Source organism: Streptomyces sp. NPDC001980 (assembly GCF_040296885.1).
Classification (GTDB): domain Bacteria; phylum Actinomycetota; class Actinomycetes; order Streptomycetales; family Streptomycetaceae; genus Streptomyces.
This window is the reverse complement of record NZ_JBEOYD010000027.1, coordinates 39,437-61,802: the sequence shown is the minus strand read 5'-3', so window position 1 is coordinate 61,802 and position 22,366 is coordinate 39,437. Positions and strand designations below refer to the sequence as shown.

Genomic DNA, 22,366 nt, shown 5'->3' with positions numbered 1-22,366 from the left:
GGGCGGGTGTGGCTCCGGTGGATCAGTTAGCGGCTGCGGGTGGCCGCCTTCGCAGCGGTGGGTGCGGGTGCGGGGGCCGTGTCGGGCGCTCTGCGGGCGGGCGGGCTGCTGATGGAGCTGGCCAGGGCGGTGGTGCCGGCCGCGGTGAGACGGACTCGGTCTTGGAGCGGGCCGCCCACGTAGGCGGAGGGCGCGGATTTCGGGACGCGCTCCGCGAGTCCGTTCGCCTCCAGTGCCCGCAGTGTGCCGATGAGCACGCGCTCGTCGCGGTAGTGGACGTACTGCCGCCCGAGGGAGCTGGTGGCCACGACGTTCCCGCAGGCGATCTCCCACAAGGCGGTGCGGTGCGTGGCGGTCAGTGGGTGGTCCGGAGCATCGCTGGTGCTCCCACGTCGGTGTCGTATCTCGTAGGCGACGGTGTCGGCGCACCCCATGGTTGCCTCGGGTGCCAGGGCGGTCAGTATGCGGGCCATGTGGGGTCCGTGATCCGCGGAGGCGCTGCTCAGGAAGGCGAGCTGCTGGAGGCGGACCACTGCGTCCGACTGTTCGTGGCTTTGGAAGAGGCGTTCGTCGGTGACCGCTTTGATGGCGGCGTTGGTTGCGGCGGCGAGTTGCTGTGCGGAGGGGGCGTGGTCGTCGGGCTCCGAGGACGGCTCGGCCCGCAGGATCCGGTCGAGCGTGTCGTTGTGCAGCAGCAGCCGTTCGACCGGCGTCGGCGGGGCGGCTACGTCGAACAGGAGGCCCTCACCGGGCGGTGTCGTCATGCTCGCCGCCGGACCGCCGGACCGCCGGGGCGTGACGCGGGACTGGGGCGGGCGTGCTCGCGGCAGTGAGGGGCTGCTGCACTTCCAGTGCGGTGCGGGCGGCGGCCAGGGCCCGGACGGCGTCGTCGAGGTGGATCCGCAGGCTGCTGTGGTGGCCGAGTGCGTCGAGCTTGTGCTGGAGCGTGTCCTGCGCTGTGGTGGTGAGGGTGGCGAGCGGGGCGAGCGCCTGGGTGTAGTGGGCGACTGCCTGTCCGAGATGGCCGGCACTCACACCGAGGGTCTTGGCGGGCGGGAGGTCGGCGATGTTCGGCGCGAGCTGGTACTCGGCGTCGGCTGCCACGCGCGTGGTGAGGTGGCACAGCAGGTCGATGTGCCGCATGGCGTTGAACAGGCCGGTGTCGTCCACGGTGATGCGGTGGTCGTGAATGTCCGCGGTCACGGCGTCCACGGCATCGAGTGCGGGCATGTCTTCGAGGTCGCGAGGTTCGTAGGTGTGCAGGTCTTCTCCTGGCGTGGGGTTCCGCGCTCGTTCAGCCCGTCCCGCGGGCGGTAGGACGAGCCGTCTGCTTGTCTGCCGAGGGGCAAGACCGTCTTGCTCCAGCTGGGACTCGACTCCGCTGCGGAAGGAACGTGGCGCTTTGCCCCGGGCGGGGTGGTGGTATCGGGCCGGTCGGCTCGGGGTGCTGTCAGGCGCGGCGTCGGGCAGCAGGAGCCGGCGGCTTCGCATGGGTCTGGGGTGAGCTGCGTCGCGGGCCCTCAGGACGCGTCGTAAAGGAAGCGAGGCGGCGGGACAACTGCTGTGCCACGGCCAGATAGGTTGTGGCGGCGCGTTGCATCTCGTCGCCGGCGCGGCGAAGTCGATCGGCGCTGGTCGCGGGAGTGGGATCGGCGTCCTCGAACAGGTAGATCTCGGTGCGGTGATGGATGGCGAGGTTGCACAGTGTGGCGGCGAGCGAGATCTGTGCGCAGGCGCCGGCGAGGTGCGCCAGGGATTCGGCGCCGCCCTCCATCGCGGGATACTGGCTGACCGACAGGTCGTGGACCTGGCGCGTGCACTGCACGGCCAGCTCGTGCACCCGCAGGCTGAGGGGCGCAATCTCGCGGACAGGCTTGGCGATCTCGCCCTTTTGGATGCGTCTGGCCTCGGCAGACAACTCCTTCAGGGCGGGGGAAACCTCGCCGAGCAGGCGAGTGTGTTCGGTCAAGTCGACCATGTGCAGGGCTACTCCGGTCCGGTCGGTCGCGCTACGAGCACGGTGAAGGGGGCTGTCGGTTGCTGGGCAGGTTGTCTGCCGACATCTGCTCAGGGGCTTGCCACAGGAAGCGGGCGACGTGGTCGTTTCCGTGGCCGGTCCGGGGCCGGGAGGGGGTGTGCCATCCGGCCCGGGGCGGGCGGCTGGCGATCAGGTGCCAGCCCGCGCCGCGCAGGGAGGCACCGCTCTCGTCCTCCTGGGTGAACGTGATGAGGCGCCGGTATCCGAGGGCCTTAGCCGCGCGCCACGATGCCCCGTAGAGCAGGGAGTTGGCGTTGCGCGTGCCGTCGCTGGCGGTCCGGGTGACTTCGAGGGTGGCACCGTCGTCGAGGTGGCGGGCCACGGGCCGGCCAACGATCGCGACCGCGCGCAGGATGCCGGTGTCGTCGGCGGCGCCGACTGCGAAGATCTGCCCCGCGGGCGGAGGGTGGTGTCGGTGCCAGGTCTGCACGAACTCCTTCGCCTGGCGTGAGCGGACCGGCACTAGGTGCAGCGGGGTGTCGCTCACACGGCCTTCCCGAAGTCGGACTGCGTTGGCGTGTGCTTCGCGACGGCGCGGGCGGTGATCGCCTGCGACGCGCGGGCGGACGCCGCCGACAGTTCCTCCGCGCCGGGCTCCCGGTACCACGGCCGAAGATCGAGCATGGCAGCGCGCATGCCGGTGGCGAAGCAGAGGGCGGTGCCCTTGGGCAGGGCGCGGATCGCGTCGGCGGGCAGGATCCGCTCCTGTCGCATCGACACCGACGTGCTCTTGCCGGACTCCGAGTGCGAGGTGGACGTGGTCTCCACGTCGTGGTCGCCGATGAGGCGGGAGAGTTTGTCGGCGAAGTCGGGGTCGTCGATGCCGCTGCCGATCACCTTGACGGTGGAGGCGGACCACAGGGCGTCCATGCCCGCGTCCGACCACACCTTCTGTCCCTGCCGGTAGGACTGCAGGATCGTGATCGGGATGATCCCGCGTGAACCCAAGTGGCTGTAAAGGTCGGGGAGATCGGAGATCTTGCACACGTTGGCTGCCTCGTCGAGGATCGCCAGCATGGGCGGATCCAGGCGCCCGCCGGCGCGTTCGGCCTGGGAGGTCGCGGCCCGCATCACCGAGTCCGCGCACGCGGCGATCAGCGCCGAGGCGCCGCCTCCGCCGTCCTTGCTGAGCAGGAACAGCGTGTCGGTGGACGTGACGAACTGCTCCGGCCGGAATTCGCGGACGTCCTTCTGTGGGGTCACCCATGCGGCGATCTCCGCGCTCAGGAGGGCGGAGGCGTACTGGCGGGCGGTCTCGTAGATGCCGTCTCGGGTCTCGGGCGGTCCCTCCACCGTGCCTTTGAGCTGAGCGGCGACGGCGGCGAAGTTGTGGTCGCGCAGGATGTCGAGCGGTGTGCGGTCGGCGGGGAAGGCGAGCCACTGCATGATGTCGGTGATCGGGCGCTCGTCGAGCGCTGCGGCCAGCAGCAGTTGAGACAGGATGTTGCTGCCAGCCTTCGACCAGAAGTCGCCCTGCTGGGACGCGTCCACGGAGGCGGCGAGGAAGTGTCCGGCGAGCCGGTTCGCCCCGTCCAGGGTTTTCGCGCTGGCGAGGGGGTTCCACCACATCTCGCGGGCGGCGTGCGCGATCTGCTGCGGGTCCATGGTCCACACCGTCCCCGCCCGGGCCCTTGCCTCGTAGGCGGTGGTGAAGGCGTCGCCGGCGGCCTTGTTCGACGTCAGCAGGACCGGGCCGGGTGCGCCGAGCATGGAGGGGATGGCGAGTGAGGTGGTCTTGCCGGACCGGGGCGCCATGATCGCGACGGCGACGTCCTCGAACCCCATGCGTACCTCGTGGCGGCTGCCCTGAAGGTTGCCGAGAAGGATGCCGGTGTCTTTCGCGGCGATGTGCTTGGTGTCCTTCAGACCGGGGCGCAGGGAGCGGGCTTTGTCGGTGATCGCCTTAACCATCAGCGGCTCGATGTCCCGGGCCTTGGCCATGTCGGTGATCTTCTTCCGGCCGCCGCTTCGGCTCTTGTGCCGGGCCCACACGACGCCCGCCCCTGCCCCGAGGGCGAGGAACAGGAGAACGGGGACGATGCGGGCGCCGATCAGCAGGGAGGTTGCGCCTGCGGCGGGCCAGACCTGCTCGGGATGGAGCAGGGCCTTGGTCGGCTGGTACGGGGCCCAGCTGGTGCCGGTGAGGTAGGCGGTGATGTTGCCGGACAGCCAGGCCAGGTGGGAAAGGGGGACGACGATGGCGAGCACACCGATCATCAGGCGCAGGACGAGGTCGTATCCGTCGGTGTTGCTGTTGGAGGAGGAAGGGGGCAAGGGCTACGTGCTTCCGGGCGGGGAGGTGAGGGTCAGCGGCTGCGACTGTGCCTGGGCGGCGCCTGCCGTGAGGGGATCGGGACCGGTGGCGTGGTGGTGTGCCGGGCAGCGAGGGAGCGGACGCGGTCTTCCAGGGCGCCGGCGACGTACACCGCGAGCACGTCGGTGGTCTTGCGGGTGACGACGTCCGGGTCGAGGGTCGGTAGGCTGCGCCCGCTGTCGGTGCGGTGCACGGGCTTCGGGTCGGTGAGCGCGGTGGTGAACGCGGCGACGAGGGGTGGCGGGGTGTGGGCGCCGAAGCGGGCCTGCCAGACCTTCTGGTGCGTGCCGAGGGTGACGGTGACGAACCAGGCTCCCGGATCAGCTGGTGTTCCCAGCCGCTCGACGTACGCCGTCTTGTCGGGGGAGGCGAGGCCGTTGTCGCCGTACGGTGACCAGCCAGCCTGATGGAGCGCTCCGTACGGGTCGCACGGCGCGTCAGCGGCCGGAGCCGGGTCGGTGAGGGCGTCGGTGAAGGCGGCGATCAGTTCGACGGGGGTACGGGCACCGAAGCTCGCGTACCAGGCAGGTCGGTTCGGCTCTGCGGCGTGGTGCAGGGTCCACCACTGGTCGTCGGGGTCGGGCTCCAGGCGCAGGAGGGCTTGCTGGTCGGGGCTGGAGAGCAGGACGCGCGGCATGAGGGGGTCGTCGCCGTGGCTCCAGCTGCTGGCGCGGTGGAGGGGGACGGTGATCCATGCGGGGTCGCCCCCGCCGGCGAGGTGGCGCGGGGTGATGAAGTCGACCTCGACGGTCTCGGGAGCCGGGGGTATGGTCACGTCCGTGCCGCGGTTCGCCGGGCGGGTGCGAGGGCCGGTGTGGGAGCCAAGGGTGAAGGGGCCTTGCGGGCTGCGGTGTTGATTTCCCGGAGCGCCTTGCCGTGGGTGGCCCAGTCGTCGAGGTAGCTCCACGATTCGGCGTGATGTTCGGCGAGGGCGTCGTCGAAGTCCGGCGTGCCGGGCTTGGCTGTGGCGGGGAGGGCGTCGCGGGTGAGCAGCCATTGCTCGTGCAGTTCGTCGAGCCGGTCCAGGGCTGTGTGCAGGACGCCCAGTTGGTAGACCCAGCGGCCCTGCACCGTGTTCTCCGGCAGTTGGACCAGCTGCATCTCGGCCGTCGCCAGCAGGTGGCGGGCGCCGTAGCGGAGCGGTTCGAACGCCTCGGCGGTGTCGGCGTCGCGCTGGCTCTTGCGCATGCCGTAGGCGTGGTCGTCGTAGGGCCAGCCGTCGAGGTCGGTGTATTCGTCGGAGTAGGCGTCCCAGGCGTCGAGGATCTTCTGGCTGTCGCGCACGTAGTGGTCGAGGTGGCGCAGAAAGTCGCGGTGTGCGTGGTGGTCTCGGGAGATGGGGAGGGGTCCTGTCAGGTCAGCGGAGAGCGGCCGGGTGCGCGGTAGTGGCGCGCGCCGGGGTCGTCGCGGGTTTCGTCTGCTGGCGGCGGGCTGAGCGTGCCTGGGCGCGCAGGTGCTTGATGCGCGCGGTGTGGGCGTCGACCACCTGCTGCGGGCGCAGCGGGCTGGGCTCCTGCACGGCGCTGTAGTGGCCGGTGCGGTCGTACATGCCTCGCTGGAGCGGGCTGTGGTCGGTCAGCGCGGTGAGGAACGCGCTGACCAGGTGAGCGGGGGTGTGCTCGTCGAGGTAGGCGTGCCAGATGCGCGGGCCGGAAAATCCTCCGTGGCAGGGCTCGCGGGTCTCGACGTGCCAGGACGACCGGTCGTGGGATTCGCTCAGCGGCCGCAGTTCGATGTGGCACATGGAGTCCGGCGAACGCACGCCGTCTGGCTTGTGGTGCCATCCTGCCGAGGCCACCTGCTGCCACGGGTCCTGCTGCTGTGGCGGCAGGGCGATGAGGGCGTCGGTGAGGGCGGTGAGGACCTCCGCGGGCACGAGTTCGCCGAACTCGGCGTACCAGCCGGGCTGGGTGCCGGTGGGCTCGGCTCGTAGCCGCCACCACGCCGAGGTGCGGGACTGCGGGTCGAACTGGAGCCGGTGGCGAAGGTCAGGGCTTGCCAGGATGATTTCGGCGCTCAGGGGGTCGGAGACCGTGTTCCATCCGGCGGCGGCCAGACCGTGGGTGACGTGGCGGGCGTCTCCGGGACCGGCGAGGTGGCGGGGGCTGGTGTCGTACGGGATCTGCGTGGCGTGCTTGTCGGCGAAGGCGACGAGCTGCCGTTCGCTCAGCGGCACCAGCAGCACTCCTGCTCGCTCGTCGGTGAACTGCCGTACAGGTCGCGGAGATCGTCCAGCACGTAGTGGAGGGTGTGCTGGTCGGCCAGTTCCCATGCGGCCGTGCGCAGCTCGGTGATCAGCAGGTCGCCCTGCGCCGTGCGCGGCGTGTCCGGGTGGTCCTGTACGGCGCGGGCGAGGGCGCGCAGCGTGTCGGCGAACTGGACGGGCAGGCCCGTGTACTCGTCGAGGAGGGGCTCGACGAGGGCGAGGGCTTCTTCGGGGTCGGGGTTCTCGCGCAGGTAGTCGGTGAGGTCCGCGAGCGTTTCGGTCAGGGTGTGGATGGTGTCCGGGGTGAGTGTGGGCATCGGGCTCCTCGGGGCGGGGCTGTTGCGGTCAGCGGCGGGTGCGTGCGCCGGCGGCTGGGGTGTAGGGGCGGGCGCTGGTGCGCGGCCTGCTGGTGCTTGGGGCGCTGTTGCGGGTCCAGGTGGCGGCGCGGGCGGCCGTGATGCGGGCCTGCTGCCACGCCCCGAGCTGGGAGGGCGTGACGGACACCGACCAGGTACGGATCTGTGCGCTCATCGGCACGCGTCCGCGTGGGCGCATCACGGGGTCCGGGCTGGCGAGTTCGGTGGAGAAGGCTTGCACCAGGTGCATCGGGGTGTTCGGCGTGAAGCTGGCCGTCCAGCCGTTGCCCTGCTTGTCCTGCGCTCCGGCCCACCACATCGCCGCGCTGTCGGGGCTCTGCCGGTACTGCATCCACGTGGTGCTGTCGGGGCTCGTCGCCATGTAGTCCTGGGCCTCGAAGCGCGTGTGCCAGTTCTGTTCCTGCAGCGGGGCCCAGACGTTGGGGGCGTGGGCGGAGCGGGGGCGGGTGAGGGCGTCGGTCAGGCCGGCGACGATCTCCGCCGGCGTTTGCCGGCCTAGGTGGGCGGACCACTCGCCGTCCGCCCGGCCTTGGATGGTCCAGCCGCCGGGCGAGACGTAGGGGTCGTAGGCGATGCGGACGATGCGGTCCGGGCTCTCCATGTGCAGGGGGCCGCCCGTCTTGGATTTGTCCCGCCAGCCGGAGACGCGCAGGAACTCCGAGACGTGCCGGACGTCGCCGCCGCCGGCCAGGGCGCGGGGCTGGACGAGGTAGTGCTGCTCGGCCTGCTCGCCGGGGCCCGAGCCCTGCCACTGCTTCCTCTTCACCGGCGGCGCCGTACGACGAGCGGTACGGGTGCCGGGGGCTTCGCCGCCGTAGCGGCGGGCTGGGCGCCGACGCGCTTAAGCGTGTCTTTGTGTTCGTCCAGGTCGAGGGTGATGTCACCGAGTTCGTTCGAGGCGCGGCCCAGGGCGAGCCACACCTCCGCGGGGAGCGCGCCGCGCTCTGCCTGGTCCTTGGCGAACAGGCTGCCCGTGGCGACGAGGTGGGTGACACCGCCGAGGACTCCGTTGTCCGGGTCGAGCACGCGGGCGATGACCTGCGCGGCCTGCGGCGGGGGAAGCTGCGCGAGGTGGTCGGCGAGCTGGCCGAGCTGGCGGGTGATCTCGTCGGCCAGTCTCACCGGGTAGGGGGCGGGGTGGGACATGCTCCTCCGGGTCGGTGGACGGTCAGGGGTGGTGGTGCTGTCCGAGGCGCTGTGTCTCGGCGAGGAGGGCCTCCGGGCGGGCGCCGGCCAGCGGGGAGGTGCGGTCGAGGCCGGTCGGAAGGCAGGCGCGCAGATAGCGGCGGAAGAGGGCCGTGGCGAGTCGGGGCTTGAGCCGGTTGCTGATTGGTGGGGGCGTGCGGGGTGCTACGGGTTTCTCCGGGTGTTGGGTGGTGAGGCGGGCGGTCCCGGCGCGGTGCGGGACCGCCCAGGCGGCTTACGGGGTGCGGCGGGCCGGTGCCGCAGGCGAGGGGGAGCCGATCGGTGACTGTTGCCGCGTGGTCCGGGAGCGGAGAGGAAGCCGCCGGTTCGCTGGAGGATGTCTGCCGCCTGCTCGTTGCCGCCGATGGCGACGACCAGGTTGGTGCGCGGGTCCTTGGTGATGGTGATGTACTCCAGCACCCAGAAGTCGGGCTCCTTCTGCTTCACCGAGACCGGGCGGCCGGCGTACGGGGACCGGCCGGGACGGGCGGCACGGAAGCGGGCGCGGCGGTGGGCGCGGTCCGGCTTGCGGGATGCTGCAGTGCGGTGCCGATGCCGAGCGCGTCAAGGCGCGGGCCGATCTCGCGCAGGGCGCGGGCCTGGGCCCGGGTGTCATCACCGCTCAGGCGGTAGATGCCGCTCTGCGGGTCCTGGACGAAGCCGTGGGCCGTGAGGACAGCGCTGGCGCGGTCGTCGGCGGGAGCGGTGGCGACGCTGCCGTCCGGCTGCCAGGTCAGGACGATCCGGTCCGGCTGAGAGGGCTGGACGCCGCCCAGGGCGTTGTGGCGGACCTGGGCGAGGGCGCTGTCGTATCGGGCGAGCAGGTCGCCGGCTATCTGCTCGGCGCTCAGGAACGGGTCATCGGCCAGGGCGATGCCGTTGGGTTCGGAGACGGCGCGGTACGCCTCGTCGGGCAGGGCGCGCGGGGCGACGGCGGCGATGAGGAAGCCATCGCGCTCGTCGTGCCGGTCCACAAGGACGAGCTGTGCACCGTCCGGTCGGCTCAGGACGGCGGCCTGCTGCAGGGGGTGCTCGGCGAGAGAGGCGGCAACCAGGTCCAGGTCCCAGATGCGGTCGGCGAGTTCGGCGAGGTCGTCCTTGGCGTCGGCTGGCAGGTGGGAGCTGGTCCAGCTGTCGGGGAGTTCGCCAGCGAGAACGTCGGCGTAGGAGGCGAGGCGCTCGGAGGCGTTGTGGTCGTGCATGGTGTCCTTGGGCGAGAGGGGAGTCAGCGGCGCAGCCCGGCGGCCACCGGGGGCGGCGGTGCAGGGAGGGTGCGCGGCGGGGGCGGGCAGGCGCACATGGCAGAGCGTTCTTGCTCGGTCGACGGGACTTCCCCGGCGCAGGCGCTGCGGCCGGGATGCGGGGCGTGCCGGTCGGCGAGCTGGTTGCGGGTCTCGGAGAGGTCGCTACGGACGACGCGGAGGTGCTCGTCGGCGAGGTAGCGCAGCCGCCGCGCGACATAGGGGTCGGCCGCCTGACCGAGCCCGTCGTGGAAGTCGGCGGTGGCGGTGAGGACTTCCTCCAGCGCGGCGAGGATGCCGTCGTGGGCGGCGGTCAGCTCGATCAGCGCATCGGCCGCCTCGTCCGTGGTGGTGGCCTCACGAAGGCGCTCGGCGAGATGCGCGACCGAGGCGCCCAGAGGCAGGTAGCTCGCCGGACGCGCGTCGGTGTCGAGGTCCGCGTCGCAGTCGACGTGGTATCCGGCGGCTCGCAGACGGGCGACGGCCTCGGTGGCGAGACGGACTTCGTCGTCCTCGACCATGCCGGTGGGGACACGGTGGTACGTCTCGTGGAGGCGGACGACGGCGACGAACCCTGCGCGCTGGAGAATGCTGTGCGCTTCAAAGTCGCCGCCGCGGGCGAGGAGTTCGTCGGAGTGCGGGTCGCGGCGGATGTCCAGGAAGCGGTCGGTGCGGGGCAAGGAGACGTTTCTCCTACGGTGATCGGTGGGTGTTGTGCCGGACGCCGGCCGGGGCCGGGACGGCACGGGGCTGGACCATGCGGGTTGCAGTGGTGTCCAGGTCCTGCTGGATGGCGTGGAGGCGGCGGGCGATCAGCTCCAGGCGTTGCGCCGTATCGGTGCCGGCTGCTCCTGGCTGGCGGGCGATCCGGTGCGAAGTGTGCTCGACGAGTCCGCGTACCGCCGCCAGAGGGCCGGCCTGTTCGTCGGCGAGCTGCGTGAGGATGGTCGAGAGCTGGGCTGATGCCGTGAGCGCTGCGCGGACGGCAGGCCGCGAAGGGGAGTCGGATCGGACAGGGATCAGGTGGAGGTCCTGTTCGCTGCGACGCGCCTCATGTGCCAGGCGCAGCAGTTTGCCGGCGGGAGGAGCGTGCCACGCGCCGTCGAGGTGGATCAGGTTGGCGATCAGGTCGAGGCGCCCGGGCTGGGCCTGGACGGCGATCCACCGGCAGCCATGGTCCTTGCCGGGGATCTCGATGCCGGCGGCCCGTGCGAGCCGGTGAGCGACCTCGGCCCACTCCGGTCCGGTCAGCTCCCGGTCGTCGGGGTGAAGGCGGACATCGAGGTGCAGGATCGCCCGCTGGTCGTCGTCGGGGCTGGCGGCGAACGGGTGCTCCAGGTAGGGGCCTTCGAGGTGCTCGGCCCACTGGACGGACGTCCAGGTCTTCTGCTCGTCGTCCAGGGTGAAGTAATCCAGGCCGGACCAGTGGGCGACGATCGTGTGTGCCGTCAGGCCCTCGTTCGGTGAGACCGGCCGCCCCAGCGCCTCTTCGAGCGGATGGTGGGGACGGTGGGTCCGCTCGTGCAGGCGGGGGATCACCGGCCGCTCCGGATGTCGGCGATGTGCACGAGTTGGCCCAGGGCGGTGGTGGTGTACCAGCCGCAGTCGATCAACTCGTCGCGGCCGGCGAACCGTGCGAGGAGAGTGTCCTCCATGGCCCGCAGGTAGATCAGGCAGTCAGGGCAGCGGCGTGAGAGGTGCACGAGGTAGCGGGGGTGGGCGGTGACGTAGGACTGGGCGCCGCCCGTCGCATCCCGCAGCCGCCACCCGTCCTCGTCGGTCGGGGTATGCCAGGACGGGGCCACGACGCGCATCGCGTCGCCCCACAGTTCTCCGCCGACCACTCCCTTCAGGACGACGACAGTGTCACCGGCCTGGAAGTGGCCGTGGGTGATGTCCCGGTCGGGGGTGAGCGGATCGGGCGTGGGCGCGGACGCCGAGGTGGGAGGGGGCTGGGACATGAGTTCCTTCCGCGCGATTGCTGGCGGGGTGGGAGCATCAATGGTCCGGAGGAACGCCGGTTTGGCTAACCGGCGTTTCCCGGCTATGTTGCTCCGCCGTCAGCGGAACGGGTTCTCCGTCCCGCGGTCCGCCTCGTTGGCCGCATCGAGCAGTTCGAGCAGGTCAGTGCCGTCGGCGTCGCGCTGGTCGATCCACCATCCAACACGGGTAATGGAGCGGGCCTTCTCTTCCAGCTCCGCCCAGTCCGCCTCGTCCCACGTGCCCTCGATGACAAGCGCGGTGTGCGCGGCCGTCATCAGCTGGTGGCGGGAGCGCTCGCCCCAGTCCAGGGCCTTCTCCGGGCCTTCCAGCTCCGGCATGTCGAACTGCTTGGCCCAGGCGACGGCTGCCGCCTGCTCCTCGGCACGCTTGGTCGCGAGCCGCTCCTCCCGCGACTCCGAGTCGGCGTCGCGCGCCGCCTTCCAGCAGTCGGAGCAGTCCTTCGACGCGAGCCAACGGGCAAACCCCGCTCGCGTATCGGCAGGACGGCTGGAAAGGTCATGAACCACCTGGTGAGAGCATGCGTGCTCAACAGTCCAATGCGTACGGACAGCCATAAATGGATCTCCTCAAAAGGGTTGGAAAGTAAGGGGGCTGTGCCCTGATCAGGGCGTCTTGTGCCAGCCTCGGAGTGGGCGGCGGTGCCAGCCGCGCTGCCTTTGTCCGGCAGGGCTGAGGCTCCGGTGCACGGCGAAAAGGATGGCGAGAGCGAAGGCCGCGTCGGCGGGGAGCGCAGCGTCGGCAAGAGGGCGCTCGCCGAGGCGTCCGGCGAGGGAGGTGCCGACGGCCTGCCCGGTGCCGATCGACTGGATCACCCACTCGTACGCTGCGGCCTGCGGCCTGCGGGCGTGAGGGCGTCGGTGGCGACGTAGGCGCGGGCGCCCACGACGGTCAGGAACGCACCGGGCATGGTGACCGCGGCGGTGGCTGCATACCGGACTGGGAGGGCAAGAACCGCGAGCCACCCGGTCAGGAACGGGGCCGTGGAGACGGTCAGTCGCCTGCTGGTGATGTTCTTCCATGGCGATGGACCACTCGTTCATGGCCTCCGATCGCAAAGGGGGGCAGGACGATGCTGCGCGGGGCGTGGGGATCGCCGTAGCCCCTTCGAGCCACTCGGGCGAGAAGGCCCCCAACAAGTAGTCGAGTTGACGGCCGGGACGCTCGATGAACAGCAGCATGGTGCCCTGCACCATGTCGGTGAGGAGCGCGGCGTAGGGGATCCGCTCGCTCTGGACGGCGCGGCCGAGTTCGCCGCTGTCCCAGATCCAGGGGACCAAGTGCGGGATGAGGTCATGCGTTCCTGGAGGAAGACTGCGGTGAGGTGTCAGCGCGTGTGCCGCGGCGGAGCCGGCGGGAGGGCTCGCGATGGAAGGGACGGTGTGCGGGCTGGGGTGGAGGGCAGCTGCGGTGCGGGCGTGAGCGGGGTGAGGGCCCGCATCCGGTCCTCGGCCGTGTGCAGATCCTCTCCGAGGGTGCGGATCTCTGCGGCGGCGTCGGCGAGATCGTAGGACAGGTCGAAGCCGTCGTCCTGCTCGGCTTCCTTGGCCTTCTCTCCGGCTGCTTCGAAGAACTCGCCGAGCTGTGCCAGCAGGCCGTCGGTGGGTTCCAGGATCTGGTGCAGCAGGGCGGCGGCATCCGCGTGCGACTCGGCTCCGTTGAGCCGGTCGGTCAGAGCGCGCAGCGCGTCGCCGTAGACGTAGGCGGGTCCACGGTCTGGTGTGCCGGGGATCTCCCGGGCCTGGGGCGGGGGTTTTGGTTGGGCTGGGTGCACGTGGGGGCTTTCATGGGGCAGGGCGGGGTGCGGGAGTAGTCCGAGCTGGGCGAGGCGGTGGTCGATCGCGTCGATCAGGGGCTGGGCGCTGCCGCCGTGGTGGGCTTCGGGCCGCTGGCGAGCGCCGGGGTCGTCGGAGGGGGCCGAGTCGTACAGGACCTCGAACAGGGTCTGGTCGTCGGGGTGCTCGCGGGTCGCGATCCAGCCCTCGGGGTCGCCGGGCGGGCGCTCGGAGGGCGGTTCCTGCGGCGGACTGATGATCAGGTGGCTGTCGTCGGGGAGCGAGGCGCGCACGATATACGCGCTCAGGCCGAACTCGATGTCGCACTCCAGCCCGCGCTGCCGTAGCGGCGTGGTGATGTGCGCGTGGCGACGCCACAGCTCCTGCCACCACGGCATGTTCACGTCGCGGTGGTCGGGAAGCGGCGCGAGCGGAGCCGCGCGGGTGTCCGAGGCGTTCGCCTCGTTAGCGGCCACGGCTTCTCCTGCGGGACGCCGGTCGGTGTGGCGAAGGTGTTCGGCGAGCGAGGCCGGTTTCCGGCTTCGGCACCGGACTGAAGTCGAATTCGTACTCGTCGTAGGCGGCGATCAGGTCGTGTTCCAGCTGGGCTTCACGGTCGGCGACCTGCGCCATGAGGTCGTTGTGCTCGGCCTGGCACAGCTGGTATTCGGCCCTGTCGGCGTCGCTGAAATGAGCGGGGCGGTTCAGGGCATTCCTTGGGATGTGGGTGGATCGGGTTCCGGGGCAGGCGCGGTCAGCGGTGGCGACCGCCCGGCCTGGGTGGCGGAGGCGCCGACGGGCATTCCTGACGGGTGAGCGTCGCGAGGAAGCGTTGGAAGCCGAGGTGGTCGTCGAGTTCCTTGGCCGCGTCGCGCAGGGATTCCGAGGTGCGCCGTAGGAAGGCGCGGGCTGAGGCGTGCTCGATGACCATGCGGTTCGCGAGGTAGCGCCGGTCGGTCGAGTTAGCAGACCGGTGCAAGACCAGGGCACACTCCGCGGTCTCGGTGAAGTGTGGTGCTGCGTGGCTCGACATGGTCGCCGCCGTGCCGAGATGCTTCAGAACGGTGCTGCCGGCGCGGGTGGTGTGGTGCGGGCTCCGGGCGAAGTCAGCAGTGAGCCGGAGGACGTCGCGGGAGAGGTCCTGTGCGTCGGTGGCGTGCTGGAGCAGCGCGGTGTAGGAGGGCGCGGCCGGTACGTGACCGTACTCGTCCAGCAACTCCCACTGCTGGGCAGCGTTGAGTAGTTTGTCCTTCATCACGTTGAGCGCGCCGATAAGCTGGAGCACTTCGTCGCGCGGTATCAGGGCGCGTTGGAAGTCGGGCTTCACGGGCCTCTTGGTCCTCAGTGCATCCGGGCGTCGGTGTCGAAGAGCGCCAGTTCGTGGCTGTGCAGGAGGTGCTGCACAATGAAGCTCCGACCTGCGACTTTCCACAAACCGCGCCCTCGGTTGAGGTGCGCGATGGCGTCCGTCTCGACGGAGGTCAGGCCGAGCAGGGGGGCCGCGGCGTGCAGCTGGTCGTTCTCCTGGCGGTAGATGATCCGGGTGGAGCAGTCGGCGAGCAGTCCCTCGGCCAGGGCGCGGCCCTGTGATCCGGCGTCGCCGGCGGTCAGCAGGTCGGACAGTCGGTGGATGACCATCACGTTGGCGATGCCGAGGCCGCGGCTGAGCTTCCACTGGGCCTGCATCCGCTGCAGCAGACCGACATGCCGCATCAGCCGCCACGCCTCGTCGTACACGATCCAGCGCCGGCCGCCGGACGGATCGGAGAGGGCGGACTCCATCCAGGCACTCGCGCAGGTCATCGCCAGGACAAGGGCGGTGTCGTCGCCGGAGCCGCCGAGCCGGGACAGATCGATGGTGAGCATCGGCGCGTCCGGGTCGAAGGCGACGGTGGAGGGTGCGTCGAACATGCCGGCCAGGTCGCCGTGGACCAGGCGGCGCATCGCGTGAGCCAAGTCGCGTGCGACGTCGGCGAGTTGGCCCGACATCATCCCTGCAGCCTCGTCGAGGTCAGCCGGGTTGTTGAGGGTGGCGGCGACGTCGCCGAGGAGCGGTCTGTGTCCGGTGGCGGTGGCGCGGGTGACGACGGCGTCGAGGGCGACGTCCAGGGCGGTGTGTTCCATGGGCATCAGGTCGCGGCCCAGAACCGTCCGGGCCAGGGAGCCGAGCAGGAGCAGGCGCCGCTTGCGGATCTCGCCCACCCAGTCGGACTCCGCGACACCCTTCGGGCGGGGTGCCGCGTCCAGCGGGTTCAGCCGTCCGGGCAGCCCGGGGCCGAGAGCGACGGACCGGCCGCCGAGGGCTTGTGCCACCGGCGTCCATTCGCCTTTCGGGTCGCACGGCACGTAGACGCGGTATCCGAAGGCGACCGAGCGCAGGGCGAAGCTCTTGGCCAGCGCGCTCTTGCCCTGGCCGATTACTCCGGCGAGCAGGAGGTTGGGGTTGGTGAATCCCTCGACGCGGCCGTACAGAGCGAAAGGGTCGAAGACGAACGATGCTTCGGCATGGACGTCGCGGCCGATGTAGATGCCCTCGGCGCCGAGGCCGCCTTCGGCGAGGAAGGGATAGGCGCCGGCCGCGATGGCGGTGGTCATGCGGTGGGCGGGAACTTTCAGCCGGTTCCCGCGCGCAGAGGCGGGCCCAGGGCGTCCGCCCGCTGGGTAGAGCGGGGAGGGCATCTGGTGCTCGGCGGGCGTGCTGTCGCTTTGGTGAGCGCTGGCTTCGGCGCGGGCCTTGGCGGTGGCCTCGGCCAGCTGGCGGCGGGCGGCCTTGCGGCTGGCGCGGTTGGTGCCGTGGGGGGTGAACAACGGAGAGGCGGACGCGCGGCGGGCGCGACGGGCGGGCCGGTGACTCATTGGGGGCCCTCGATTCTGCGGGCGATGCTCATCGCACGCAGGCCGTGCTGTGCGGGCGGAGGTCGGTTGGAGTGGTCTTGCGGCGGACGACGTGCCCGGCAGCGAGGTGGCGCTGGCAGATCGTCAGCACGGGCGGGCCCTCGGGAAGCCGCTCTGGATGGCAGGCGCTTGTCTCGGCGTCGGCATGGGGTGTGCCGGGAAGCAGGTGGAAGGCGGCGTGGACTTCGCTGGTGGCCTGCCAGAGCCTGGTGTGGGCGGTGACCAGATGACGTCCGGCGGCCGGGTGAGGGGGCCGGGTGTGGTCGGCCAGACGGTCCAGAAGCTGGAGCAGAGCGGTGAGGTGGGCGTGCAGCACGTCCAGGTGCGCACGGTCCCCGGGCCTGGGCTGGTCTCCGGCGGACGGCGCCAAGGTCCGTGCGTGGTGGCGGATGCCGGCGCTCGCGGCGCGGAGGTAGGGGTGCGCGTCGTCGGGGCGCGTAGGAGAGGTCAAAGGAGGTGGTCCTTCCTGCCCGGTAGGCAGGGTGGTGAGGGGCGCGCCGCCGCGGGTGAACCGGAGTGCGGTGGGGCGGGGGTGCCCGGGCGCGGCTGGTTCACAGGGCAGTGCGGGCGAGCGGAAGTGCCGCGAGGGCGAAGGCGTCCGGCTGCTGGTAGTTGAGCCGGCGGAGGTCGACGCCGGCGGTGACGGCGTGGGTTTCGATCTGTGCGCAGGCGGCGTCCAGGAGGGCGTCGGTCTCGGCCGTGACGGTGACCAGGCCGGTCAGTGCTACATCCGCGTGCCCGGCGATGAGCTGGCGTTCGCGGGTCTTGACGTCGGCGTACTCGACGGAGTCCTCTTCGGAATCGACTTGGCCGCGGCGTGCGCGCTCGTTGGCGTCGGCGATGATCGCGGCCTTCTTGCGCTGAACGTCGCGCAGCGCGGATTCGAGCCCCTGCGGCACGTAGATAAGGGAGAGGCTGCGGCGCACACCGGCCGTGAACATCAGCCCGTGCAGGAACCCGGCCCCCATCTCGGTCCTCGGCCAGTTCTCCACCCAATAGGTTGCGTGCCGTGCGCTGTCGGTGGCGAGGCGGTCCCACTCCTCGACCTGGACGACGGGTCCGGCGGCTGCGGGGTCGGCCTCGGCGCGGCCGGTCTCGGACCACTGCTGGAGCGCTGCGAGGGCTTTCGGGTCGTAGGCGGTGCGGATGACGGCGGCGATCTCCCGCGCGCTCAGCCAGCCGGTCACCTGGAGTCCGGCGTTGCGGGCGGCCTGCGCGATGGACGCGGTGGTCTGCTCCATGACGGTGAATGCCCCGGGCAGCCCGCCGCCGGCCTGGCTGATCAGGCGCCGGGCGGCCTTGAGGTTGAGGGAGATGGCGAGGTAGGTCTCGTGCGGGGCGGCGGCGGGGCCAGCCGAGGCGACCAGTTCGGAGTAGATCTGTCCGGCGACGGGGGTCTGGGGCTGCCCGTGGTGGGTCCAGTGGCGGGTGAGGGTGTCGCCGCTGGCGGGGACGGTTCGTTCCAGCACCTGGATGGTGGCGATGTGTCCGGTGCGGGCGATGCCCGCGAGCGCGCGTCCCCAGCTGCTGACGTTGTGGTTCTGGGTGGCGGGATCGAGGAGAGCGAAGGCGCGGCTGGTGACGCGGGCGATGGCGGTCAGGGTCTGCTGGTGCGGGTCGTGGACGGCCGCGGCGCCGTTGGCGGAGTCGCCGGGGGTGACGACCTTGAGAGAGGCGGTGGTGCCGGGCAGATGGAGGACGCCGTCCTGCCGGGGCCGGGTGACGGGCCGGGCGAGCCAGAGGGTCTGGCCGGTATGGCGGCGATGCGCGTACCGGGTGACGATCGGCGCCCAGTCGATGAGGGAGCGGCCGTGCCGACGGATGGTGACGAGCGCACCGGAGGCGGCCCACAGCGGGGCCAGGGCGACGGCGCCGAGTAGTCCGGTGGAGATCACCGTCATCAGCAGCAGCGCCAGCGTGCAGGAGACGAGGACGAGTTGGGGCAGGGTGAGGCCGAGGAGGATGCCGCGGCGGCTCCGGTGGGGGAACTTCACCGTGACCGGGGCGACGGAGAGATCAGTCATGGGGCGGGTCCTGGAGGCGTGAGTGGAACCCGGGGGCGGGAGAGAGCATGCACGTCCCGCCCCAGGGAGTCGGTCAGGGAATCAGAGGCCGGTCGGAGGCGGCGGTGGCCCGCTCGCCCCGCTGGACGGGGCGACATGCGTTCCGGAGGACGGCGGTGCGCCCTGCGGAGGCGGGGTTGTCGTCGGCGGGGTGGACTGCCATCCGCCGCTCTGCCCTGAGGCGGCACGCGGGCCGGATCCGCCAGGTCCCGGCCTGCCGCCCACCTGGCCGCTGGTGTCGTCGGACACGCGGGTCGGCGCGGGCTGGACGGCCTTGTCCAGGCCGGACTTGACCGCGTCGCCGCCGGGCGAGACGCCCGTTCCGCCGCTCTGCGATCCTTCCTTGCCCTCGCCGCCTCGGGTCGGGTTGGCGGCGATGTCGCCGGGGAAGCCTCCTCCGCCGTCGGGGCCTTGTGGTGCGGCACCTGCGCCGGCGGCAGCGCCACCGGTTCCGGCGGTGGCCGCTGCGGCGGCGGCCTTGCGGGCGGCCTTCTCGGCGTGCGCTCTGGCGATCTGCGCTCCGGCGCCGCCGGCACGGTGGATGGACTCGCCGTCGGTGCCGTCGGCCGCCCAGTGCACGAACTTGAAGACGGCGTACGGACACAGCAGAACGAGGATCATGATCACGATGCCGGACATGACGTCGGCGAGGGCCGCGATGCCGTCCTTGGCCTCGGTCTTGCCCATGGCGGCGATGCCGAGGATGAAGATCACGGTCATCAGGAGCTTGGAGACCACGAGGGTGGCGGTGGCTTCGACCCATCCCTTGCGCCAGCGCCGGGCGACCTCCCAGCCGCCGCCGGCGGAGGCGAAGACGGCGAGGGTGACCATGACGAGGATGCCGACCTTGCGGACCATCATCACGCACCAGTAGAGGAAGGCGCCGATGGCGGCGCCGAGTCCGGCGACGACGGGGACGAGCCAGCCCAGGGCGGTCAGCGACCCGATCTGGTCGACCTTCACGATGCGGCGTACGGCCGACTCGATGTTCAGGTGGGCGGTCTTGAACAGGCCGTCGCTGACGGCGTCGACCACTTCGACGGCGACCGTGGTCAGGGCGATGGCGCAGAAGGCGAACAGGACGCTGGACGCGGTGCCGGTGAATGCCTGGGTGAGGGCTTGTCCGTCGCGCCGGACAGCGGCCCGCACCAGCTGCGCACAGAAGGTCGCGACCAGCAGAGTCAGCCCGAGCGGCAGCAGCATCTCGTAGTTGTCGACGAACCACGAGGCGTTCAGGTCCACCTTGGTGGTGGTGTCGACCGCCTCGGCGGCCAGATCGGCTGCGGCGGCGGCCAGTTCACCGGCGGACTTCGCCATCCAGTCACCGATGGCCTTGCCGGGGTCCGAGGCGAAATCCACCGCGTCACCGACCGAGCACAGCTTGTCGGCCAGGGGGTAATCACAGAAACCCACGGGGAGTTACTCCTCCTTTCATGTCTCAGGCGCGGGTCACTGCGTGACGCTCGGAGCGATGGCGGCCAGGGTGCAGTCGTGGTCCGGGCGGCACTGGACGGCGAGGGTCACGGCCCGTTCCTCGGCCCCTCTGCCGCCCTGCTTCCAGCTGAGCGTCTGCTTGCCGTTGACGGTGACGACGTAGATGTATGCCTCGGTGATCGCGGACGGGTCCTCGGCCAGCGCCTGTTTGAACGCGCCGGGGTAGTGGCCCTCGGTGACGTGGGCCGTGGCGTGCTGGTCCTGGTCGGCCATCCGCGACCACAGCACCGGGTCGGGCACCTGGCCCAAGACCGAGGCCCAGTCGGCGTACTTGGTTTCGGTGGTCATCCAGGCGCGCATGCCGGCGAGCTGCTGGTCTCGGCTGGTGTCACGGGTGTCGTAGGACCACAGCATCTGGGCTGCTGCCTTGGCGTAGGCGACCGGCTCGGCGATCTGCGGAGGCTTGGGCACCGAACCGGATCCGGAGGAAGGCTCCGATGCGGCCCTGGAGGCGGACGGGCTGCCGGTCGGGGCAGGCGCCGCGGTGCCCGGAGCCTGGTGGCTGTTCCCGTCTCCGGTCAGCAGGGCGACGACCCCGGCGATGGCGAGCAGGACGGCGACGGCGGCGGCGACGATCGCGATGCGCCGGTTGGCCGACCACCCCGAGCCGTACGAGGACAGCGAGAGGGACGGGGATCGTTTCCGCATCAGTGGACCTGCGAACCCAGGCCGGAGAAGAAGGCCACGATCCCGTTCGCGGCACCCAGACCGAGGGCAGCGCCAGCGGCCACGACCGCGCCCTTCTTGCCGTTGGCCTCGGCCTGGTGACCACCGGTGTGGTGTCCCCAAGCCCAGACGCCGAGCGAGACGGCGAGGGCGCCGACGACGGCGATGATCCCGAACAGGTTGATGCTGTTGACGACGTTCTTCAGCACGCTCAGGCCGGGCAGGCCACCGCCCTGGGGCGAGATTCCTGGGTCGTAGGCGAGCTGCATGACGCGGTCTGCGAGAGGGACGGACATAGGTGTGGCAGGGCTCCTTGAGTACGCAGGCCAGGCGGGGGCCGACGGGGAGGGGGAGGAGCGAGGCGACTGCCTCGCGAAGGAAGGCCGACAACGGTGCGCGAACAGCTGGCCCGCTTGGCATCCGCAGCACGGCGTGCACGAGGACACGCAGGTGTCGTCCCGGGCCGGGCGAGCCCACAGTCCGGGCGGGTGCTGCCGACGGCAGCGCTGCGGCTCACACCGCGGGGCGGCGGCCGGGGTGCACTACTTCGGGATCGACGGCTTCGGCGCGGGGTTGGTCTCGTACGGATTCGCGCAGTTGTAGATCATGTAGCCGCGCACCTTCTTTCCGTCGGACTTCCGTGTCACGGTGCCCCGGGTGTACCAGGTCTTCTCGGCCTTCTTGTACGCCCACTGGTCGTAGACGACCTTGTCGTGCCGGTAGCCGATGCCCACGACCGCGGACGTCTTCGACGGTGCCTTGCGGATCTTGACCGCACTGCAGCTGATGGTGGTCTTACCGGTGTCGTACGCCTGTGCCGTGGTGGCGGTGACAAGGCCGCCGGCGGCGACGGCCAGGCCCAGAGAGGCTGCCGCGAGGGCGCGGTGGCGGGTTTTCAAGGATGCTCCTTACTGTCGAGGGAATCTCGGTCAGAGATGGTGTGTCGGGGCGGTCGCGCCCCGGCCGGTATCAGAGGACGCGGCGGGCGGCGAGGATCGTCCAGTCCTTGATTGGAGTGATCCGGACCGGCTTGGTGGTGCGGGGTGCCTCGATGACGAGGCCCTCGCCCATGTACATGCCGACGTGCTCGGGCCGTGCGGCGCTGCCGCGGCTGAAGATCAGGTCACCGGGCTTGAGGTGGGCGGGCGAGACCGCTTTGCCCTCGCCCACCTGCGTGTACGTGGTGCGAGTGAGCGTGACGCCGGCGTGCGCGTATGCCTGCTGCATCAGCGAGCTGCAGTCGCAGCGGCCCATGGGGTCGGGACCGTGCGAGTTCGTGCAGGATCCGCCCCACTGGTAGAGCGTCCCGAGCTGCTGCATCGCCCAGGCGATGGCCTTGCGCGCCTTCGGATCCGCGTCCTTGGGGATCGAGTAACCCTTCGGGACGCTCCCTTCGGGGATGCGGCCGAACCCGGAACCGTACTGGCCCGGCGCGCAGCCGGTCGTGGCCGGCTGCTTGTCCTGGTCCGTGTCCTTGCCGTCAGTGTCACCGCCGCCGGGGAAGGTCTTGGCGATGGCGGCCTGCAGCTCGGTGGCCAGCTTCTCCCACTGCGCGTACGCGTCCGGCAGGCCGGACTTCTGCACGGCTTGGGCGGCCTGGGTGACGGTCATCTGCTGCCACCCGCTCACCTTCAGCAGATGCTTGTAGAACTGCTCGCTCGCGTAGGTGGGGTCGCGGATCTGCTCGGCGCTGCCCCAGCCCTGGGAAGGGCGCTGCTGGAAGAGGCCGAGGGAGTCGCGGTCGCCGTAGGAAAGGTTGCGCAGCCGGCTCTCCTGCATCGCCGTGGCGAGCGCGATGATCTGTCCCTTCTTGGGGACGTCGAGGGGGAGGCCGGCGGCCACGATCGTCGCCGCGTTGGGGACCTGCTCGGCGGGCAAGTCCAGGCCCTCGACGTGCACGTCCTTGCCGGAGGTGCCGTCGAGGATTTTGGTGACTTGTTCGGCGACCTTGTCGCTGTCGATGTCGCTCAGGCAGCTGCTGAAGGAGCCGCTGCTCTGCACGGCGTCGGCCGAGGAGGCCAGCATCATGCCGGTGCCGGCGATCAGGATCGGGGAGAGGAAGACGACGCCGATGCCGGCGGCGAGCCCCTTCAATCCGAGCGGACCGCTCG

At 71.0% G+C, this 22,366-nt stretch carries 29 protein-coding genes; all 29 read right to left on the bottom strand.

Translation table 11 applies throughout. The features are described 5' to 3' along the window. Nucleotides 1-26: 26 nt before the first annotated feature. Nucleotides 27-764, bottom strand: a complete 738-nt coding sequence (locus ABT137_RS33475) for a hypothetical protein (protein WP_351714872.1) — start codon at nt 762-764, stop codon at nt 27-29. Next, a complete protein-coding gene (locus ABT137_RS33470; RefSeq protein ID WP_351714871.1) occupies nt 745-1,230 on the bottom strand; it encodes a hypothetical protein in 486 nt (161 codons plus the stop codon). The genes ABT137_RS33475 and ABT137_RS33470 overlap by 20 nt, the downstream gene beginning before the upstream one ends. A gap of 220 nt (nt 1,231-1,450) precedes the next feature. Beyond that, nucleotides 1,451-1,978, bottom strand: coding sequence for a hypothetical protein (locus ABT137_RS33465; RefSeq protein WP_351714870.1), 528 nt, complete (start codon nt 1,976-1,978; stop codon nt 1,451-1,453). A 31-nt stretch (nt 1,979-2,009) separates the two neighbouring features. Continuing rightward, the gene (locus ABT137_RS33460; protein ID WP_351714869.1) at nt 2,010-2,525 is read right to left on the bottom strand and encodes an XF1762 family protein; all 516 of its coding nucleotides are present in this window, start codon (nt 2,523-2,525) and stop codon (nt 2,010-2,012) included. Beyond that, on the bottom strand, nt 2,522-4,312 hold the full coding sequence (locus ABT137_RS33455; RefSeq protein WP_351714868.1) for a type IV secretory system conjugative DNA transfer family protein: 1,791 nt from the start codon (nt 4,310-4,312) through the stop codon (nt 2,522-2,524). The genes ABT137_RS33460 and ABT137_RS33455 overlap by 4 nt, the downstream gene beginning before the upstream one ends. A gap of 32 nt (nt 4,313-4,344) precedes the next feature. Continuing rightward, a complete protein-coding gene (locus tag ABT137_RS33450; protein WP_351714946.1) occupies nt 4,345-5,121 on the bottom strand; it encodes an SPDY domain-containing protein in 777 nt (258 codons plus the stop codon). 2 nt (nt 5,122-5,123) lie between these two features. Then, nucleotides 5,124-5,636 carry a hypothetical protein gene (locus ABT137_RS33445; RefSeq protein ID WP_351714867.1) on the bottom strand — a complete coding sequence of 171 codons (513 nt, stop codon included), beginning with the start codon at nt 5,634-5,636 and terminating at the stop codon, nt 5,124-5,126. A gap of 73 nt (nt 5,637-5,709) precedes the next feature. Beyond that, complete coding sequence (locus tag ABT137_RS33440; RefSeq protein ID WP_351714866.1) at nt 5,710-6,528, bottom strand: SPDY domain-containing protein; 819 nt, start codon at nt 6,526-6,528, stop codon at nt 5,710-5,712. Next, nucleotides 6,519-6,875: a hypothetical protein gene (locus ABT137_RS33435; RefSeq protein ID WP_351714865.1), complete on the bottom strand. Its 357-nt coding sequence runs from the start codon at nt 6,873-6,875 to the stop codon at nt 6,519-6,521. The genes ABT137_RS33440 and ABT137_RS33435 overlap by 10 nt, the downstream gene beginning before the upstream one ends. Before the next feature lie 28 nt (nt 6,876-6,903). Beyond that, nucleotides 6,904-7,701, bottom strand: coding sequence for an SPDY domain-containing protein (locus ABT137_RS33430; RefSeq protein WP_351714864.1), 798 nt, complete (start codon nt 7,699-7,701; stop codon nt 6,904-6,906). Then, a complete protein-coding gene (locus ABT137_RS33425) occupies nt 7,698-8,081 on the bottom strand; it encodes a hypothetical protein (RefSeq protein ID WP_351714863.1) in 384 nt (127 codons plus the stop codon). Before ABT137_RS33425 ends, ABT137_RS33430 begins: the two co-directional genes overlap by 4 nt. Nucleotides 8,082-8,285: 204 nt before the next feature. After that, nucleotides 8,286-8,567: a hypothetical protein gene (locus tag ABT137_RS33420; protein WP_351714862.1), complete on the bottom strand. Its 282-nt coding sequence runs from the start codon at nt 8,565-8,567 to the stop codon at nt 8,286-8,288. Continuing rightward, the gene (locus ABT137_RS33415; RefSeq protein WP_351714861.1) at nt 8,564-9,322 is read right to left on the bottom strand and encodes a hypothetical protein; all 759 of its coding nucleotides are present in this window, start codon (nt 9,320-9,322) and stop codon (nt 8,564-8,566) included. The genes ABT137_RS33420 and ABT137_RS33415 overlap by 4 nt, the downstream gene beginning before the upstream one ends. Nucleotides 9,323-9,345: 23 nt before the next feature. Next, on the bottom strand, nt 9,346-10,041 hold the full coding sequence (locus tag ABT137_RS33410) for a hypothetical protein (RefSeq protein ID WP_351714860.1): 696 nt from the start codon (nt 10,039-10,041) through the stop codon (nt 9,346-9,348). Between the two features lie 13 nt (nt 10,042-10,054). After that, nucleotides 10,055-10,900, bottom strand: a complete 846-nt coding sequence (locus ABT137_RS33405) for a relaxase/mobilization nuclease (protein ID WP_351714859.1) — start codon at nt 10,898-10,900, stop codon at nt 10,055-10,057. Then, nucleotides 10,897-11,322, bottom strand: coding sequence for a hypothetical protein (locus ABT137_RS33400; protein ID WP_351714858.1), 426 nt, complete (start codon nt 11,320-11,322; stop codon nt 10,897-10,899). Before ABT137_RS33400 ends, ABT137_RS33405 begins: the two co-directional genes overlap by 4 nt. A 99-nt stretch (nt 11,323-11,421) precedes the next feature. Further along, complete coding sequence (locus ABT137_RS33395; RefSeq protein ID WP_351714857.1) at nt 11,422-11,919, bottom strand: hypothetical protein; 498 nt, start codon at nt 11,917-11,919, stop codon at nt 11,422-11,424. A 48-nt stretch (nt 11,920-11,967) separates the two neighbouring features. Then, nucleotides 11,968-12,177, bottom strand: a complete 210-nt coding sequence (locus ABT137_RS33390) for a hypothetical protein (protein WP_351714855.1) — start codon at nt 12,175-12,177, stop codon at nt 11,968-11,970. A 512-nt stretch (nt 12,178-12,689) separates the two neighbouring features. Next, a complete protein-coding gene (locus ABT137_RS33385) occupies nt 12,690-13,613 on the bottom strand; it encodes a hypothetical protein (protein WP_351714854.1) in 924 nt (307 codons plus the stop codon). Next, entirely contained in the window at nt 13,603-13,770 is a 168-nt protein-coding gene (locus ABT137_RS33380) for a hypothetical protein (RefSeq protein ID WP_351714853.1), read from the bottom strand. The genes ABT137_RS33385 and ABT137_RS33380 overlap by 11 nt, the downstream gene beginning before the upstream one ends. Before the next feature lie 121 nt (nt 13,771-13,891). Beyond that, nucleotides 13,892-14,464: a hypothetical protein gene (locus tag ABT137_RS33375; RefSeq protein ID WP_351714852.1), complete on the bottom strand. Its 573-nt coding sequence runs from the start codon at nt 14,462-14,464 to the stop codon at nt 13,892-13,894. A 14-nt stretch (nt 14,465-14,478) separates the two neighbouring features. Further along, nucleotides 14,479-15,993: a VirB4 family type IV secretion system protein gene (locus ABT137_RS33370; protein WP_351714851.1), complete on the bottom strand. Its 1,515-nt coding sequence runs from the start codon at nt 15,991-15,993 to the stop codon at nt 14,479-14,481. 28 nt (nt 15,994-16,021) lie between these two features. Beyond that, nucleotides 16,022-16,483 carry a DUF6238 family protein gene (locus ABT137_RS33365; RefSeq protein ID WP_351714850.1) on the bottom strand — a complete coding sequence of 154 codons (462 nt, stop codon included), beginning with the start codon at nt 16,481-16,483 and terminating at the stop codon, nt 16,022-16,024. Between the two features lie 100 nt (nt 16,484-16,583). Then, on the bottom strand, nt 16,584-18,056 hold the full coding sequence (locus tag ABT137_RS33360; RefSeq protein ID WP_351714849.1) for an SCO6880 family protein: 1,473 nt from the start codon (nt 18,054-18,056) through the stop codon (nt 16,584-16,586). 81 nt (nt 18,057-18,137) lie between these two features. Then, nucleotides 18,138-19,508 (bottom strand): SCO6881 family protein, encoded by a 1,371-nt coding sequence (locus tag ABT137_RS33355; protein ID WP_351714848.1) that lies wholly within the window; start codon nt 19,506-19,508, stop codon nt 18,138-18,140. A 36-nt stretch (nt 19,509-19,544) separates the two neighbouring features. Continuing rightward, the gene (locus ABT137_RS33350) at nt 19,545-20,237 is read right to left on the bottom strand and encodes a hypothetical protein (RefSeq protein ID WP_351714846.1); all 693 of its coding nucleotides are present in this window, start codon (nt 20,235-20,237) and stop codon (nt 19,545-19,547) included. Continuing rightward, a complete protein-coding gene (locus ABT137_RS33345; RefSeq protein WP_351714845.1) occupies nt 20,237-20,551 on the bottom strand; it encodes a DUF6112 family protein in 315 nt (104 codons plus the stop codon). Before ABT137_RS33345 ends, ABT137_RS33350 begins: the two co-directional genes overlap by 1 nt. A 246-nt stretch (nt 20,552-20,797) precedes the next feature. Continuing rightward, nucleotides 20,798-21,154: a hypothetical protein gene (locus ABT137_RS33340; RefSeq protein ID WP_351714844.1), complete on the bottom strand. Its 357-nt coding sequence runs from the start codon at nt 21,152-21,154 to the stop codon at nt 20,798-20,800. Nucleotides 21,155-21,224: 70 nt separating this feature from the next. Next, nucleotides 21,225-22,349 (bottom strand): C40 family peptidase, encoded by a 1,125-nt coding sequence (locus ABT137_RS33335; protein WP_351714843.1) that lies wholly within the window; start codon nt 22,347-22,349, stop codon nt 21,225-21,227. Between the last annotated feature and the right edge of the window lie 17 nt (nt 22,350-22,366).